At 53.9% G+C, this 16,099-nt stretch carries 15 protein-coding genes; 5 read left to right on the top strand and 10 right to left on the bottom strand.

The window, feature by feature from the left end:
* Positions 1-5 precede the first annotated feature (5 nt).
* Entirely contained in the window at positions 6-470 is a 465-nt protein-coding gene (locus tag ACIRQ6_RS17280; RefSeq protein WP_420861855.1) for a PTS sugar transporter subunit IIA, read from the top strand.
* On the opposite strand, the gene ACIRQ6_RS17275 is transcribed toward ACIRQ6_RS17280, so the two are convergent.
* The 8 genes from ACIRQ6_RS17275 to cysQ all read right to left on the bottom strand — a co-directional run bounded on the left by ACIRQ6_RS17275 (position 467) and on the right by cysQ (position 9,390).
* Positions 467-1,888: a nodulation protein NodH gene (locus tag ACIRQ6_RS17275; protein WP_420861854.1), complete on the bottom strand. Its 1,422-nt coding sequence runs from the start codon at positions 1,886-1,888 to the stop codon at positions 467-469. The genes ACIRQ6_RS17280 and ACIRQ6_RS17275 overlap by 4 nt on opposite strands.
* Before the next feature lie 7 nt (positions 1,889-1,895).
* Positions 1,896-3,596 carry a beta-1,6-N-acetylglucosaminyltransferase gene (locus tag ACIRQ6_RS17270; RefSeq protein WP_420861853.1) on the bottom strand — a complete coding sequence of 567 codons (1,701 nt, stop codon included), beginning with the start codon at positions 3,594-3,596 and terminating at the stop codon, positions 1,896-1,898.
* Positions 3,597-3,600: 4 nt separating this feature from the next.
* Positions 3,601-4,587, bottom strand: coding sequence for a glycosyltransferase family 2 protein (locus ACIRQ6_RS17265; RefSeq protein ID WP_420861852.1), 987 nt, complete (start codon positions 4,585-4,587; stop codon positions 3,601-3,603).
* A 128-nt stretch (positions 4,588-4,715) separates the two neighbouring features.
* Positions 4,716-5,741, bottom strand: a complete 1,026-nt coding sequence (locus ACIRQ6_RS17260; RefSeq protein WP_420861851.1) for a glycosyltransferase family 2 protein — start codon at positions 5,739-5,741, stop codon at positions 4,716-4,718.
* A gap of 23 nt (positions 5,742-5,764) precedes the next feature.
* Complete coding sequence (gene galE, locus ACIRQ6_RS17255) at positions 5,765-6,748, bottom strand: UDP-glucose 4-epimerase GalE (RefSeq protein ID WP_420861850.1); 984 nt, start codon at positions 6,746-6,748, stop codon at positions 5,765-5,767.
* 10 nt (positions 6,749-6,758) lie between these two features.
* Positions 6,759-7,652: a UTP--glucose-1-phosphate uridylyltransferase GalU gene (galU, locus tag ACIRQ6_RS17250; RefSeq protein WP_420861849.1), complete on the bottom strand. Its 894-nt coding sequence runs from the start codon at positions 7,650-7,652 to the stop codon at positions 6,759-6,761.
* Positions 7,653-7,795: 143 nt separating this feature from the next.
* Positions 7,796-8,596: a 3-deoxy-manno-octulosonate cytidylyltransferase gene (locus tag ACIRQ6_RS17245; protein ID WP_420861848.1), complete on the bottom strand. Its 801-nt coding sequence runs from the start codon at positions 8,594-8,596 to the stop codon at positions 7,796-7,798.
* On the bottom strand, positions 8,596-9,390 hold the full coding sequence (gene cysQ, locus ACIRQ6_RS17240; RefSeq protein ID WP_420861847.1) for a 3'(2'),5'-bisphosphate nucleotidase CysQ: 795 nt from the start codon (positions 9,388-9,390) through the stop codon (positions 8,596-8,598). The genes ACIRQ6_RS17245 and cysQ overlap by 1 nt, the downstream gene beginning before the upstream one ends.
* Before the next feature lie 129 nt (positions 9,391-9,519).
* Here cysQ and ACIRQ6_RS17235 point away from each other — a divergent pair, with 129 nt between their 5' ends.
* Positions 9,520-10,341 (top strand): ABC transporter permease, encoded by an 822-nt coding sequence (locus ACIRQ6_RS17235; RefSeq protein ID WP_420861846.1) that lies wholly within the window; start codon positions 9,520-9,522, stop codon positions 10,339-10,341.
* Between the two features lie 3 nt (positions 10,342-10,344).
* On the opposite strand, the gene ACIRQ6_RS17230 is transcribed toward ACIRQ6_RS17235, so the two are convergent.
* Positions 10,345-10,953, bottom strand: a complete 609-nt coding sequence (locus ACIRQ6_RS17230; protein ID WP_420861845.1) for an alpha-ketoglutarate-dependent dioxygenase AlkB family protein — start codon at positions 10,951-10,953, stop codon at positions 10,345-10,347.
* A gap of 185 nt (positions 10,954-11,138) precedes the next feature.
* Here ACIRQ6_RS17230 and dnaK point away from each other — a divergent pair, with 185 nt between their 5' ends.
* The 3 genes from dnaK (at position 11,139) to radC (ending at position 15,076) form a co-directional block, all read left to right on the top strand.
* Complete coding sequence (gene dnaK / locus ACIRQ6_RS17225; protein ID WP_420861844.1) at positions 11,139-13,058, top strand: molecular chaperone DnaK; 1,920 nt, start codon at positions 11,139-11,141, stop codon at positions 13,056-13,058.
* A gap of 73 nt (positions 13,059-13,131) precedes the next feature.
* Complete coding sequence (gene dnaJ / locus ACIRQ6_RS17220; RefSeq protein ID WP_420861843.1) at positions 13,132-14,283, top strand: molecular chaperone DnaJ; 1,152 nt, start codon at positions 13,132-13,134, stop codon at positions 14,281-14,283.
* A gap of 34 nt (positions 14,284-14,317) precedes the next feature.
* Positions 14,318-15,076, top strand: coding sequence for a RadC family protein (gene radC, locus ACIRQ6_RS17215; protein ID WP_420861842.1), 759 nt, complete (start codon positions 14,318-14,320; stop codon positions 15,074-15,076).
* A 6-nt stretch (positions 15,077-15,082) separates the two neighbouring features.
* Here radC and ACIRQ6_RS17210 read toward each other — a convergent pair whose 3' ends face one another.
* The gene (locus ACIRQ6_RS17210) at positions 15,083-16,042 is read right to left on the bottom strand and encodes a hypothetical protein (RefSeq protein WP_420861841.1); all 960 of its coding nucleotides are present in this window, start codon (positions 16,040-16,042) and stop codon (positions 15,083-15,085) included.
* Between the last annotated feature and the right edge of the window lie 57 nt (positions 16,043-16,099).

The raw sequence follows: 16,099 nt of genomic DNA, 5'->3' as shown, positions 1-16,099 counted from the left end.
CTTCGATGGAATTTACTGACATCCTTGTTTCAAAGGCCGTGAAAGTCATTGCTCAAAGTTCGAGCAAGAAACGCTTGTTCCGCGATATCGCGGAGCAGGCCGAAGCTTGCTATGATCTGGACGCCTCCGCGATCGTGGATGCGTTGCTTGACCGTGAAACACTGGGCCCAACCGGTGTTGGCAATGGGATCGCTTTGCCCCACGCCCGTCTAGACGGTTTGGACCAAGTGGTCAGCGTGTTTGTCCGCCTTGAAAAGCCAATGGATTTTGGCGCTGTCGATCGTCAGCCCGTAGATTTGGTGTTTGGTCTTTTTGCCCCGCAGGCCGCGGGTGTTGATCACCTCAAAGCCCTGGCGCTGGTCTCTCGCACGTTACGCGACAAAGACGTCTGCGCGAAATTGCGCTCCAACACGGACGCAGGCACGCTCTACACAATCTTGACAGAACAGGCGGCCAGCCAAGCCGCCTAAGACGCCTGCCACTGCTCAAATCCGAACATCACGTAATCGCGCTGATACACCTCTTGGCATAGTGCCTCGAGGGCATCGTCATAGATGTCGGCCAATGTGAACGGCGTATCGGCCTCAGGCTGAGGTGCCGCAACATGGGTCCAACCAACATCCTGCGTGAGACGTTCCAGATGTTTTTCCAACGCATCTTCGCGAACCAAAACATCCGGCAACGCAAACTCGCCCATACCCTGCAACAAATTGCTTTGGCTGGCCCAAACCGGATCGACCCGCACGCTGGTTTGTCCGTTCAAGTTCGCCTTCAGAAAATGCAGATAGGCCGTAAAGGCCGCACGGTGATCTGCCAAACTATAGGCGTCCCCTTCGGCTGGCAAAGGCACGTTGTGTACACGTTGTAGCGTCTCGCGGATCGCCGGATAGGACCCCGCACCAGTTGACAGAATATGCGCACAAAACCCTGCGTGGGCGCGGGCCAAGGGGTGGCGTAAAACCGAAAAACTCAGATGCCCGGGATGCGCCTTTTTCCACTGACGCAGGCTGTTTTGATTGAACCGGCCCTGCAGACCATCCACGCCAACATCATCAAGCTTAGCCAACCAGTGTTTGATCTGGGCATCCGGGCCTCCACGCAGCGGCAAATACAGCAGCGGGGCTTTTGCAGCCGCTACATAGCTGGGAACGTTCGGGCCACGACGTGGTTCAAAATTAGGGGTGCGTCCCAGATCAAAATGATCAACGCCGCCTAATGCATCTTTCATTTGGTCGAAATTGGCAACTTTGTCTTCCAAACTGGCCGGGTTTTGCTTTTTGAGCTTTTTCGACAGGGATTTCAGGCGATCCTTGACCCCCAAAAACTGGCCCAGACCATTTAGAACATCCACATCCGGAATATCCTCGTAAGCGATGTAAAACGCCGATTGCCCTGTCGTTTGCAGACCCCGCATCAGTTGTAATTGAAAACCGCGCAGCGCACCCAAATGCGCATCAAAATGATCTTGATCAAAGGTAATTTGCGCCGATTTGGCGTGGGTCACGTTGGTCAGTTTCCACTGCCCTGTCTGGGTTGCGATGCGCCACGACACATAACTTTCCACAGGATTGCGCGTCAGCACGATCTTTGCACAACGCGGATCGGCCATGCAGATATCAAACACCCGCGCATCGTGGTCATGAAAGAACCTAAATCCGTTCTTCCCTTCGGCCCCTTTGATCGCAGCAATCAAAGCTTCGGGGGATCTTTCACGAACCGCCTGTGTCACGCCCAAAATATCCGCACGGTCAGGGTAGCCAATGAAATGCGGGTTGAACGCCTCACCATGGCAAGTCAGCCCATCAAATTGATTGAGGTTCGCCTCTAGAAAGTTTGAGCCCGTTCGCATTTCCGCAAACAACACAAAGTAGTCGAATTTCTCGGTCATCAGCAGGCTACTTCTTTACAAGATAAGGTTTGCGCGCCGGACGAACCTGCCCGACAGGATCCTGACCCACAGGGAAATCCCCCATGAGGTAGGGGTGCATGCCTTGGTTTTTGAGGTTCTGCAAGAATTGGCCGAAACCAGTCAGGTCCGCCATCTTAGGCACTTCGCGCAGGCGGCGCATGGGCTTTGGACCGATTTCGTCAATGATGGTTTGCAAAGGCTCCATAGGGTTTTCCACAAACTCGGCCATGCTCCAGATCCGAACGCGCGCTTTGCTCCATTGTGACCGCAGAATATCCAGATGATCACTCTCGATCCGTTGCAGGGCAGCGGCCTCTTTGCGAATGTCGGCAAAGTTGCGGTTCTGGCGGAACAACTTCACCGCCCAAGCCCCGGACACCACCGAAATTTGTGCGTTCTGATCTTTAGCAATATCCCAGCTGATCGCCTGATTGTCCTCTGGTCCAAACTGAAAACACTGGCGTTCCCCACGCGTGTTCCAAATCACATTGGTCAGAAACGCGCGCGGATTATAATCCCGCAGGACCGCGGACTTGGACAACGCACCATGAAACTCGGCCTCGCCACCTGCAAATTGCGCGCCACCGGGACCAAAAAGATGCCCATGCACCCGCGCACCCGAGGCGCGTTTTAGCCAAGGTTCAAAATCCTCAAACAGATGATTGAACCCTTCGAATACCGAATAGGGCGCGCCCGTCAGGCCGTTTTCATGACCCTCACGCGGCATCCGGCTTTGCATATAAAGCCCTGGCCGCCCGCGCACACGCCGATCTACAGCCCGCGAGAATATCCGATCAATCTTGGCGGGCGTTGGCTCTGTCTTACTCATCGCCCCTTCTGCATCCGTCAAAAACGCTTGATACAACCGATTGGCCTGTGGCCAGATTTTGCGGGCAACAAAGCAATCAGACCGCCGCAGCAATTGCAGGTGATCGTCGTAGAAGATATGCGGCTTGCCCTGAAAATCGAACTTGGACAGAGTCAGCGACCGGCTTTCGATATGCCGCGAATAGAGCCGCGACATCGTCTGAAAATAGCTCTCGTCCGGGATCCAAACCTTGGAAAAATACGCATCATAATCCGCGCGCTCGGGGTCCTCCAAAATGGCCGACAAAGTCTGGCGTGTCAAACACCACCACTGCGATCCCATATGAGGCACTAGCCCTGCGGGGATCTTGCGACTGACCCGCAGGCGGCGCTGTAACTCAACGTATTTGTCGAACAGATACCGGTTTTTACGCCATGAAAACGGAAAGCGCAGGGTAAACCGTTCCGCGTCCAAACCGCCAACGGTCCAAGGCACATCCGCCGTGGTCGCAGATTCGATAAAATCCGTTTGGGGCCGATCCGACAGGTAGTCAATCAATTCCTGAACGGGCCGCAACGGCAGGCACGATCCGGACGCCAAAAACACATGACGGATATCGCGAAATTCCGACAGGATCTGCTCGGACGCCGACTGCGACGCCGCCACAATACCCCAAGTTCCCCACTCACACCGATGGCGATCGGAAAACTGGATTTGCGGCACATCGCGTAGTGCCGAGACAAAGGCGCGAAATACCTTGTTAGGAACCTTTTTGTCCACGTGGATCACAACTGGACAACCGCCCGCAGCCCAATGGCGCGCCACTTGTTCAGCCCGATCCAAAGCCGTGTGCACTAACATGACAACGCCAACTGTCATCGCATCACGCCCAATTGCCTTTTGACATCAGGCCTAAAATCTCGAGCTGACGCCAATTGATATATTTCTCAGACCACTTGCACCAAAGATCCGGGTTTTCCTTTAGCTTTTGCGCATAGGCTTTGTATTCCTGCGAGCCTGCATAGTGCTGGCCTCGCTGCAATTCTTCCGCTGCTTTTTCCGTAAATGTGTCGAGGAACTTGGCATGCAACAAACATCCCGATGCTTTTTCCCCACCCCATTCATCATAGGCGATGTTCAAACCCCGTGGCAGAAGTGCATGAGACGAACTGGCATAAACATAACCACGATCCCATTTGACCAAAGGAATTTTGTTCAGTGCAGGCGCACCCCATGGATCCTCTTCAAAGAACATGCGCGCCCGTGGACCACCCTGAATCCAAAGGTTCCAATACTGCGGGTTTTTCGAGATTGTATAGTTGCCGCTGTCAAACCAAGCAGCGATTTCTAGCGGATCCTGACCCTCGTGATATGGCGTCTCGCTGATCTGACCCTTGGGATACATATCCAACAACATTGCACTAAACGAACGGATTGAAGAGGCATCCAGCCAATCGGTCAACGCGCGGATCGGGCGACTGTCGCAAAACGGATAGACTAAAAATTCATCCAGATCGACGACCAAAGACCAATGTCCTTGGGCATACTTGCGTTGCAAATAGTTCAGCCAATCCACCCCAAACCGGGATGATTTATAGCTGGCCTTGGTTGTCCAAAGCGAAACATCCGACTGTTCAGCCAGATATTCACGACCACCATCCGTGCTGTCATTATCGACCATCAGAAAATGGTTCACACCCTTGTCGCGGTAGTATTCCAAAAAGTAGGGCATGCGGATTTTTTCGTTGCGGAACGTAGAAAACGCAAGGATATCAGTGCCCCGGATGGTACCTGTGCGGTTCACGACTTTTCGCAATTCCCGACGTTTTCGCAAGGCGCGCAGTTGCCATCGCTTGCGGATCAAACGCATCCGATATGATTCTAACGCCCCCAAAGTCCACCCTCTACTGCCGCAACTCGGTCCAAGTTCTTATAACCTTTAGGTAAACACTTGTGAAATATAGGCAATATTATTTCTTAATAGGCAACAATCTTATTTTAACCCTGCCATGTGCCTTTGGCGATCAAACCCAACGCGACCAGTTGCTGCCAGCCCTCATAGCGACACGAGGAATTGGTCCAAAAATCAGGGTTGTTCACCAACCCATCATAATACGCCTCGTAAAGTGCGCTATTGGCAAAATGCTGGCCGCGTTGCTTTTCTTCTGCGGATTTTTCAACAATCGACGGCAGAAACTTGGTGTGCAGCAACGCACCCGTTGGTCCAGTGGCACCCTGCTGTTCAAACACATGGTTCAACCCACGCGGCAACATCTGATGGGTCGAGGTCACATAGCAATAGCCTCGGCGCCAATATACCAAAGGTATCTTGTTCAACGTCGGGGCGCGCTTGGGTTGCTGAGCGAAAAAAACGCGGTCTCGTGGCCCCCCTTGCAGCCAGATATTACGCAGCTTGGACTGAAATTTGTGCCGATATCCAGCGCCGTCAAACCATGGAATGACCTCCAACGGATCTTGCCCCGCATGGTAGCTTTGATCCGCGACAGGCCCTTTGGGGTACAGGTCCAGCATCATAGCGCCCAGCGCGGCGTGCCCCTGTGCTGTCATCCAATCTGTGAACTGTGCCAACGATGCAGTGTCCATATGCGGATAGACCAGCAATTCGTCCGTATCGACCGTGAGGCACCAATGACCCGCCCCATAGCGCATCTGCAAATAGCCCAGCCAATCCATCCCAAACCGCGACAGCTTGTAACTGTCCGTGGTGCGCCACACAGAAACATCCTGTTGTCCCTGCAGGACCTTTGCTGTGCCGTCATCGCTGCCGTTGTCTACAATCAAAAAATGGCGCACGCCCAGTTTGCGATAATACTCTAGGAAATACGGCAGCCGCAGCGCCTCGTTGCGCAGGGTACAAAACAGTAAAATATCCTTGGTTTGGATGGCGTCCGTACCATCCTGCACAACGCTCAGTTGCCGCCGTTTGCGCCAACTGCGCCACAACAGGCGCCGTCTGTTCCAACGCAGTTTGTAGGCTGCCCAAAGGGAATTGTGTGTGCTCATATCCTGATCCTAACGTGGATCAGCTATTTTTCGTAGTGACCAGATTGATGCCAACGCCACGCGTCCGCGATCATCTGTTGCAAGTTCGACCGACGCGGGTCCCAGCCCAGCTCTGTCACGGCCCGTGCACTTCCAGACACCAGTTTCGTGCAATCGCCTGCGCGACGGGGCCCCTCGGTGTAGGGTACTTCACGATTGGTCACGCTATTGGAATGCTGAATGACATCGCGCACGCTAAAGCCATCGCCCGTGCCCAGATTAAACACACGGCTCGGTTTGCCGTCTTCCAGCCATTTCAGGCCCAAAACATGGGCATCCACCAGATCCATCACATGCACATAGTCGCGGATGCAGGTGCCATCGGGCGTGTCGTAATCAGTGCCAAAAATAGTCAACGCATCGCGCTTGCCATCAATCGCATCCAGCATCAAAGGCACCAAATGCGTCTCGGGCTGGTGAAACTCGCCAACCTGCGCCTCTTCGTCTGCGCCCGCCACGTTGAAATACCGGAAAATCACCGACCGCAATCCATGGCTGGTGCCAAAATGCTCGAGGATCTCTTCAATCGCCTGCTTTGAGGCACCGTAAGCATTGATTGGTTTTTGCGGCGTGTCTTCATCCAGAACCACATTGTCCTGCTCACCGTAGGTGGCGCAGGTCGACGAGAACACAAAGTCCAAACAGCCTGCATCAACAGCAGCCTCGATCAGGTTTAGCGATCCCATAACATTGTTGCGCCAATATTTACCGGGCTGTGACATGCTTTCGCCCACTTGGCTCAGGGCTGCAAAATGCATGACAGCGACAGGTTTATGTTGCGCAAAAACCGCGTCCAAACGGGCGCGGTCCAGCAAGTCACCTTGTTCAAAGGGTCCAAATTTCACTGCATCGGACCATCCGGTTACAAGATTGTCGAATGTCACCGGCGTGTAACCCGCGGCCTTTAGGGCCTTGCAAGCATGCGAGCCGATATAGCCCGCACCACCTGTCACCAATACTGTTATCACGTGGGGTGTCCTATTGTGCAGCTTGGCGTGCGGCGATCATATGATCCAGATACGCACCAAATTCATCTTTCAGATCATCGCGGGCCAGACCAAAGGCAACTGTCGCCTGCAAATAACCAGCCTTGGATCCACAATCGAACCGCTGGCCTTTAAACCGGTAACCATAGACATCACGACCACGATCCAGCTCCTCGGCAATCGCATCGGTCAACTGGATTTCACCACCAGCCCCTGATTTCATCTTGTTGAGGTTTTGCAAGACCTGCGGGCTAAGGATGTACCGACCGATCACAGCCAAATTCGACGGCGCTTCATCAGCTTTGGGTTTTTCGACCATGCCTTTGACCTGCACCATCGTTCCCATGTCTTCTTTGATATCCAAGACACCGTATGACGACGCTCGTTCTTGCGGAACTTCCATGGCGGCAACCATACTGCCACCGGTTTCAGCGTGTGCCTCGACCATCTGTTGCAAACACGGCTTCTCTGCCGCAATCACATCGTCCGGCAGGATCACTGCAAACGGTTCATTGGCAATCAGGCGACGTGCACACCACACCGCATGGCCCAAACCCAAGGCTTTGTGCTGGCGGATATAAGCAATTGCGCCACTTTCCATGTTGGTGTTTTTCAACACATCCAACAGCGCCTCTTTGCCATCGCGGCGCAGAACGGTTTCGATATGAGGGGCCGTGTCAAAGTAATCTTCCAACGCAGTCTTGCCGCGCGACGTGACAAAAATGAATTCCTTGATCCCAGCAGCACGCGCTTCATCGATTGCGTATTGGATTAATGGCTTGTCGACCAATGGCATGATTTCCTTGGGAACCGCTTTCGTCGCAGGAAGGAAACGCGTGCCCAATCCGGCTACCGGAAAGATCGCTTTGGTGACTTTTTTGACCATGTTTAAACTGCCTTACGTCGTTATTTTGTCCCCGCACGGTATGTACCCTTGGGTCATGCAGAGTCCAAGGCGCCATTGTGCGTATTTGGGATATAATACCACGAAAAAGGTTAAACTGTGGCTGATAGGTCAAATAAGGGGAATTAATTCAGTCCCATCTCAGACATCATGCGTTCAAGGATTTCCACATCGGACGGATTGTTCAGTTCCCAAAACTGCCGCCCCTGTGACGCCACCTCTACACATCTAACCACATGATTTTGCTCTAGAAATCTTAATTGTTCTAGACCTTCCAGCGATTCAAGCGGTCCGACAGACCACGCGCCATATTCCGCCAAGGCACCCGGACGATAGGCATAAACACCCACATGGTGGAAAACCGGCGTTTCCTCAGAATTGCCATATTTCCGATCCGTGAATGGAATCACTTCCTTGGAAAAGTACAAACCGCGCCCTTGGGCATCAAAAACAGCCGTGGTGCCACCCACGCGGCCTGCTTTTCGATCCGCCAAAAACCCGTTCAGGGCAGCACCGTCACACCGCAAAACAGGTGTGGCAATCGCAGCATCAGGATCCGCGATCAGACCTTTGATTAGATCCTCAACAAACCAGTGCGGGGTCAACGGTGCATCGCCTTGCAGGTTAACCACGATGTCATATCCGCCACCCAGTGTCGCATGGGCCTCTGCACAGCGCTCGGTCCCATTGCGGCACGTGCTTGAGGTCATCACAACCCGCGCGCCAAAGCCCTTACAATGATCTGCGATGCGGGCGTCATCAGTGGCCACCACAACGGCATCCACACCCGTCACATCCCGTGCAGCACGCCAAGACCGTTCGATCAAACTGCGCGACGTGCCATCGGCACCGCGCAACGCGACCAAAGGCTTACCCGGGTAACGGACCGACGCAAACCGCGCTGGAATGACGATCAAAACTGACATCAGGCGGGCTTTAAATCCACGCCGGGCGCATAGGCGATAAAGAACGGATTGGCGTAATCGGCCTTGCCGTAAACCAATGGGCTATGGTCGTCGAACCGGATCACAGCACCACCCGCACCGTTCAAAACAGCATGACCTGCCGCTGTGTCCCATTCCATTGTGCGGCCGACGCGCGGATAGATGTCCGCCTCGCCAGTCGCAATCAAACAAAACTTCAAGGACGAACCTGCACTCTTCATATCCTTGGTATTATACTTGTTGATATAGTCATCGGTGGCTTGATCCCGATGGGATTTAGACGCCACGACCAACAACCCGTCATTGTCGGGCTTGGAGACGGAAATCGGCGCTAGGGTCCCTGCGGTGTCACGTGCGAACGGGCCTTGTTCCTCAACAGACTGACCATCAGCGCGCGTGTAAAACAGACGATCCTTGGCAGGTGCATAAACCACGCCCCGTGTCGGAACACCGTTTTCCACATAGGCAATGTTAACCGTGAAATCGCCGCGCCGATGCACGAACTCTTTGGTGCCATCTAACGGGTCAACAATGATAAAGGTGTCGGCCTTTTGCGTATGGGTGCCAGACTGCTCTTCTGTGACCAACAAAATGTCTGGAAACGCTGCCCGCAGTCCAGCCGAGATTAACGCATCCGCTGCTTCATCAGCTTCTGTCACAGGGCTGTCGTCAGACTTAACTTTCACTTCAAAATCATCCGAGTTGTAAATCTCCATGATTTTGTCGCCTGCTTCGAGGGCTAAGCTGCGGAAAACTGTTTCCATTTTATCATACATGACGTGTTCCTTGCGCGCGGCCCTACAGAGGCCTTTATTGAAAGTTAAGGATGTTTTCCTTATGGTCTGGCATCAAAAGAACGGCAAGACGTCTTTATTTACGACCCGAGCATCCAAAAAGGCACTTCTATGTTTAACACAGCCACTGCCCCAAGGCGACGCCACTCGGCGGCAGGTGTTCTTGAACTGGTTTATTTTGGCATCGTGCGCGAAGTCCGCAAAAGCCACGGCAATGCTTTGATTGGCTTGTTCATGAACATGCTGCAAACCATCGTTTTTGTGCTGGCATTTTATGTAATGTTTTCAGTGCTTGGATTGCGCGGTTCCGCCATTCGCGGGGATTTCTTACTTTATATTATGTCGGGCATCTTCTTGTTTTTGTGTCACACAAAGGCACTTGGGGCTGTTGTAGGCTCCGAAGGGCCGGCCTCCCCAATGATGAAACATGCGCCCATGAACACGGCGATTGCGATCTTGTCAGCGGCCCTTGGATCGCTCTACACGCAAATCTTGTCTTTGGTTGTGATCCTCTTTGTCTACCACGTAGCGTTCACTCCGATCCAAATAGAAGACCCCATTGGCGTTATGGGCATGATCCTGCTGTCGTGGTTCACAGGCGTATCTATCGGCATGGTATTGCTGGCCCTGAAACCGTGGATGCCGGCCGTGGTTGGTATTATTTCCACCGTTTACAGCCGCGCCAATATGATCGCATCAGGTAAAATGTTTGTGGCAAATTCTTTGCCCAGCTTCATGTTGGCAATGTTTGACTGGAACCCACTGTTTCATTCCATTGACCAGTCCCGTGGATTTATGTTCATCAACTACAACCCACACTACAGCTCGATCAGTTATCCGGTGACAGTGGGGATTATCTTGTTAATGGTCGGCCTTATGGGTGAATTTTTCACCCGCCAGAACGCATCAGCCAGTTGGTATGCCCGCCGCTAAAGTTCAGGTCACGATCCGCATCGTTAGATTGATCCGTCCCCCCTTGGACAACAATGCGCTGCTGCCAAACTTGATCCGGTCGACACCATGAAAAGACCGACGTGCTGCGCCACCCATGACCACAACATCGCCTGACGCCAGCCAAACCGATTGCGTAGGATCGCCGCGCGTCTCGCCGCCCATCCGAAACAGCGCCTCATCACCCAAAGACACAGACACCACGGGCCAATCAAACGACGCCTCGTCTTTGTCCTGATGCAGGCCCATGCGCGCCGCCTCACTGTAGTAATTGATCAAACAACATTCAGGCGCGCGCGCAGCCTCCGATATATTCTGCCAAATCTGGATCACAGACGGCGGCATGTCCGGCCAAGCCTGACCGTTGGGATGATGTTTGGCATAGCGATAGCCCCTGCGATCCGTAATCCAACCATATGGCCCAGCCGCCGTCATCCGAACGCTCATTTTCTGACCAGAGGGCGTGATGGGCGACACAAAAGGAGCAGCCTGCGCCACCTGTCGGATGTCCTCAACCAATCGCTCTTGCGCCAGGCGATCCAGAAAGCCTTTGTAGATCGCAAAACCTTTGATCTTTAACGTTGGTTTAACCATTGAATTCCTATGCACAATCGGCGGAAAAACAGCCCTCAAACGCTTGCAGGGCCTTGCTGCCAACCCTATATACCCATCCAAGCCAAACTCTAACAGGTTTGGACCTATATCAACCGTCGTGGGGCAGGATGCCGGACAAAGGGTCCGCGCCCCATAAGTTCGCCTAAACCAAAGGGATAAATGACATGGCCAAAGTAATTGGTATCGACCTTGGAACAACAAACAGCTGTATCGCTATTATGGATGGCTCGCAGCCCCGCGTTATCGAAAACGCCGAAGGTGCGCGCACAACGCCCTCGATCGTAGCCTTCACCGATGATGAACGTCTGGTCGGCCAAGCCGCCAAACGCCAAGCGGTGACAAACCCAGACAACACAATCTTTGGTGTGAAACGTTTGATCGGCCGTCGCGCCGACGACGCGCACTTGGCCAAAGACAAGAAAAACCTGCCTTTCGCCGTTGTAGCCGGTGGAAATGGCGACGCTTGGGTCGAAGCCCAAGGCGAAAAGTACTCCCCTAGCCAGATCTCGGCCTTCATTCTGCAAAAGATGAAAGAGACCGCCGAAGCCTATCTAGGCGAAGACGTAGATCAGGCCGTTATCACCGTACCTGCCTACTTTAACGACGCGCAACGTCAGGCGACCAAAGACGCAGGCAAAATCGCCGGCCTAGAAGTTCTGCGGATCATCAACGAACCCACAGCTGCGGCGCTGGCTTACGGCCTCGACAAAAAAGAAACGCAAACCATCGCGGTCTATGACCTTGGTGGCGGGACATTCGACGTCACGATCCTTGAAATCGACGATGGTCTTTTTGAAGTGAAATCCACCAACGGCGACACGTTCCTTGGCGGTGAAGACTTTGACATGCGCATCGTCAACTACTTGGCTGACGAGTTCAAAAAGGAAAACGGCGTCGATCTGACCAAAGACAAAATGGCCCTGCAGCGTCTGAAAGAAGCCGCTGAAAAAGCCAAGATCGAACTGTCGTCTGCCAACCAGACCGAGATCAACCAACCCTTCATCAGCATGGATCCGAAAGGCGGCCAACCGCTGCACATGGTTCTGAAACTGACGCGGGCGAAACTGGAATCGTTGGTGGCTGACCTGATCAAAAACTCGATCAAACCCTGCCAAGCCGCGTTGAAGGACGCAGGCCTCTCCACAGGCGACATCGACGAGGTCGTTTTGGTCGGTGGTATGACCCGTATGCCAAAAGTGATCGAAGAAGTGACAAAATTCTTCGGCAAAGAGCCAAACAAAGGCGTAAACCCTGACGAAGTGGTCGCCATGGGCGCCGCTATTCAAGCCGGTGTTTTGCAAGGCGACGTCAAAGACGTGGTTCTGCTGGACGTAACACCTTTGTCGCTGGGCATCGAAACATTGGGCGGCGTGTTCACCCGTTTGATCGATCGCAACACAACGATCCCGACAAAGAAATCCCAGATCTTCTCGACGGCCGAGGACAACCAGAATGCTGTGACCATCCGCTGTTTCCAAGGGGAACGCGAGATGGCTGCGGACAACAAAATCTTGGGTCAATTTAACCTTGAAAACATCCCACCTGCCCCACGCGGACTGCCACAGATCGAAGTGACCTTCGACATCGACGCCAACGGCATCGTCTCTGTCGGTGCGATGGACAAAGGTACTGGGAAAGAACAGAAAATCACAATCCAAGCCTCTGGTGGCCTGTCCGATGCTGACATCGAACAAATGGTCAAAGACGCCGAAGACAACGCCGAGGCCGATAAAGAGCGTCGCGATCTGATCGAGGCGAAAAACCAGGCGGAAAGCCTCATCCACTCGACTGAAAAATCTGTGGAAGAGCATTCCGATAAGGTTGACCCAACAACGGTCGAAGCCATCGAATTGGCCATCGCCGCCCTCAAAGACGAGCTGGAAACCGAGAACGCGGACAAGATCAAGTCCGGCATCCAGAACGTAACCGAGGCTGCAATGAAGCTGGGCGAAGCGATCTACAAATCGTCCCAAGCCGAAGCCGAAGCGCAAGACATGCCTATGGACGACGGCCCTGGCGGTGTTGACGACGACATCGTTGACGCTGATTTCGAGGACTTGGGCGACGACACCAAGCGCGACTAACTTCTTTTCGTGAAATAGCCAAACCGGTCCGAGTAATCGGGCCGGTTCTGGCTTTCCCAAAGGGGAGTACATCATGGCAAAACGCGATTACTATGAAACTTTGGGCGTCTCGAAAGGCGCCTCAGCCGATGAGATCAAAAAGGGCTATCGCACCAAGGCAAAGGAACTGCACCCAGACCGGAACGCAGACAACCCCGAAGCCGAAGCACAGTTCAAAGAGGCCAACGAGGCCTACGAAGTTCTAAAAGACGCGGAAAAAAAGGCAGCCTACGACCGCTACGGTCACGCAGCCTTTGACGGTGGCATGGGCGGTGGTCCACGCCCCGGTGGTGGCCAGCAAGGTGATTTCGCCAGCGCGTTCTCCGACGTATTCGACGACTTGTTCGGCGACTTTATGGGGGGCGGTGGTGGCGGCCGTGGCGGCGCACGCCAACGTGCAGCCCGCGGATCAGACCTGCGGTATAACCTCAGGGTTTCCCTCGAGGATGCCTTTGCTGGCTTGCAGAAAACCATTTCTGTCCCAACATCCGTAACTTGCGACAGCTGCAGTGGCACCGGTGCGGAAGGTGGCGCCGAACCTGTGAACTGCCCCACCTGTTCTGGCATGGGCAAGGTCCGCGCGCAGCAGGGCTTTTTCACTGTCGAACGCACATGCCCTACATGTAATGGCTTGGGTCAGATTATCAGCAACCCTTGCAAAGTATGCAGCGGTGCAGGGCGCACGCAGAAAGAACGCTCTCTCAGCGTGAATATCCCTGCTGGCGTCGAAACGGGCACCCGTATCCGTCTGGCCGGCGAAGGCGAGGCGGGCATGCGTGGTGGACCTACGGGCGATCTCTATATCTTTATCGAGGTCGAGGAACACACCCTCTTCCAACGCGAAAGCCAGCATTTGTTTTGCCGCGTGCCTGTGTCCATGAGTGATGCAGCTTTGGGCGGTGACATCGAGGTACCAACAATCGACGGGGGACGCAGCCGCGTCAAAATTCCCGAAGGCAGTCAATCGGGTCGTCAAATGCGTCTGCGCAACAAGGGCATGCCAGCACTGCGCGGTGGTGGTTCTGGCGATATGTTCATTGAACTGGCTGTTGAGACACCCGTTAACCTGACCTCTCGCCAGAAAGAGATTCTGCGCGAATTCGACAAACTGTCCGAAGACAACAACCCAGAATCCTCTAGTTTTTTCAGTTCTGTAAAAAACTTCTGGGACTCAATGAAAAGTTAACTCAAACTTTAGGGAATCGGCAGACGGTCTAACCATGTCTGCCGATAACCACTTCTCAGAACCCATGTTGCCACTCTTCGAGGGGCAGGAGATTGTTCTGACCGGCTCTAAGGGCCGTATGCCATCCTATATTCAGGATCACCGAAAACGTTTGCGCGAAAGGTTCCTTGTCGGTGGTGCACCGGCCATGCCCGACTATGAACTGTTGGAACTGATCCTGTTCCGGTCAATCCCCCGATGTGATGTGAAACCGGTGGCGCGCCGTTTGCTGGACACGTTCGGTGATTTCAATCGCGTTCTGGCCGCCCCCATTGAAAGACTGATGGAAGTGCGCGGTGTTGGCGATGCAGTCGCCGTTGATTTCAAAGTGCTCGAGGCTGCGACCCACCGCATGGCGCGCGCGCGCATCTTGCAAAAACCCGTGCTGTCCAGTTGGGACGCCTTGCTGGACTATTGCCACACGGCCATGTCACATCGTGAAACCGAACATTTTCGGGTGCTCTATCTGGACCGTAAAAATGTGCTGGTCGAGGACGAGGAACAAGGCAAAGGCACGGTAGATCACGTGCCGGTCTATCCCCGCGAGATTATGAAACGCGCACTCGAAATTAACGCATCCGCGCTGATCCTTGTGCACAATCACCCGTCCGGTGATCCGACCCCGTCAGAGGCTGACATAACCGTCACCCATCAGATCCAAGACGCCGCAAGCGCCTTGGGGATCACATTGCATGATCATTTGATTATCGGGAAATCGCAGGAACTCAGTTTTCGGACAGAGGGCCTGATCTAGCGTGGGTTATCGGCTGGCCAAAGCCACATCGCGCACAGGTGCCTGCATCACAACAAAATCACCAATGGCATCGCACTCCGGCATAGCCAAGGTGAGGTCGTGCACAACGCGGGCCTCGTTCGGTGTGATTTGAATGGTTTGTGCTGCAACATCGCGGCCACAGGTTTGCGCCAGAACTTCGGTCTCAACAGAAATTACAACCTCGGGATCATCCGCACCTCCGGTCGGTACAGTATAAACCTCGGCTCGGAACGGATTGCTTGTTTCGACCTGACCAAGCTGCATCAAAAAGCCACCACTGGCCTTGAGGGCAACCTCGGCAGTACGCGCAGCGCCGGACCAAACATGGCCAATGTGGCCATAATCCGCGCCTCGCTCAAACGCGTGCAACCCGGTGCCCATATCACCCCGCCATTGGACTACTGTCCGGCTGAAATTACTCAGGCTTGGCACATCGCGATCCGCCATAGCGCCTTCACCAGAATCAAACGCGACAATCACCATCGCAGATGTGGACAGGGCAGGCACCATAATCTCGGCGCCGCCAATGGCGTCGGTCACAAACGAGAACATCATACCTTCATGATGTACTGTCCCGCGGGTGTTGGTCTCACATGGCGCAGACACAATGGCCTGCAAAACAGCAGCAGGCATCGGGCGCAAATTCAGGGAAACGCCGCAATTGGCCTCTGCCACGGTATCCGACGATACCTCTGCACCATCTTCAAGAGCAGTAGGTTCAGTCTGGGTCACAGCCATTTGGCTGCTTTCGTTGGTCATTACAGGAGCCACATCCGGTTTTGCCACCGGCAATGTAGGAACAACAGACGCAGATTGAACAGCAATAGCAGGGGCCTCATTGGACGTATCCAAAGCCGCCAATGCATCGGTGTTTTGCATGACAAACCCAATTGCAATCGCAACAGCAAATGTGCTGCCCGCATAGGCCAAACGTTTCTTATCCATTACTCCAGCTCCCGCCAATTATCCCCAAAGGGACCACTCGCAAATGGAACTATAAGT

Origin of the sequence: Algirhabdus cladophorae, from assembly GCF_044772865.1 — a bacterium.
GTDB lineage: Bacteria > Pseudomonadota > Alphaproteobacteria > Rhodobacterales > Rhodobacteraceae > Algirhabdus > Algirhabdus cladophorae.
This window is presented reverse-complemented; position numbering and strand designations above follow the sequence as displayed.

Coding starts and splice junctions, on each gene's coding strand:
- radC (WP_420861842.1), top strand. CDS start 14,318: ATGTCTGCCGATAACCACTTCTCAGAACCCATGTTGCCACTCTTCGAG.
- ACIRQ6_RS17265 (WP_420861852.1), bottom strand. CDS start 4,587: ATGCGTTTGATCCGCAAGCGATGGCAACTGCGCGCCTTGCGAAAACGT.
- cysQ (WP_420861847.1), bottom strand. CDS start 9,390: ATGTATGATAAAATGGAAACAGTTTTCCGCAGCTTAGCCCTCGAAGCA.
- ACIRQ6_RS17260 (WP_420861851.1), bottom strand. CDS start 5,741: ATGAGCACACACAATTCCCTTTGGGCAGCCTACAAACTGCGTTGGAAC.
- ACIRQ6_RS17230 (WP_420861845.1), bottom strand. CDS start 10,953: ATGGTTAAACCAACGTTAAAGATCAAAGGTTTTGCGATCTACAAAGGC.
- dnaJ (WP_420861843.1), top strand. CDS start 13,132: ATGGCAAAACGCGATTACTATGAAACTTTGGGCGTCTCGAAAGGCGCC.
- galU (WP_420861849.1), bottom strand. CDS start 7,652: ATGGTCAAAAAAGTCACCAAAGCGATCTTTCCGGTAGCCGGATTGGGC.
- ACIRQ6_RS17280 (WP_420861855.1), top strand. CDS start 6: ATGGAATTTACTGACATCCTTGTTTCAAAGGCCGTGAAAGTCATTGCT.
- dnaK (WP_420861844.1), top strand. CDS start 11,139: ATGGCCAAAGTAATTGGTATCGACCTTGGAACAACAAACAGCTGTATC.
- ACIRQ6_RS17245 (WP_420861848.1), bottom strand. CDS start 8,596: ATGTCAGTTTTGATCGTCATTCCAGCGCGGTTTGCGTCGGTCCGTTAC.
- ACIRQ6_RS17270 (WP_420861853.1), bottom strand. CDS start 3,596: ATGACAGTTGGCGTTGTCATGTTAGTGCACACGGCTTTGGATCGGGCT.
- ACIRQ6_RS17210 (WP_420861841.1), bottom strand. CDS start 16,042: ATGGATAAGAAACGTTTGGCCTATGCGGGCAGCACATTTGCTGTTGCG.
- ACIRQ6_RS17235 (WP_420861846.1), top strand. CDS start 9,520: ATGTTTAACACAGCCACTGCCCCAAGGCGACGCCACTCGGCGGCAGGT.
- ACIRQ6_RS17275 (WP_420861854.1), bottom strand. CDS start 1,888: ATGACCGAGAAATTCGACTACTTTGTGTTGTTTGCGGAAATGCGAACG.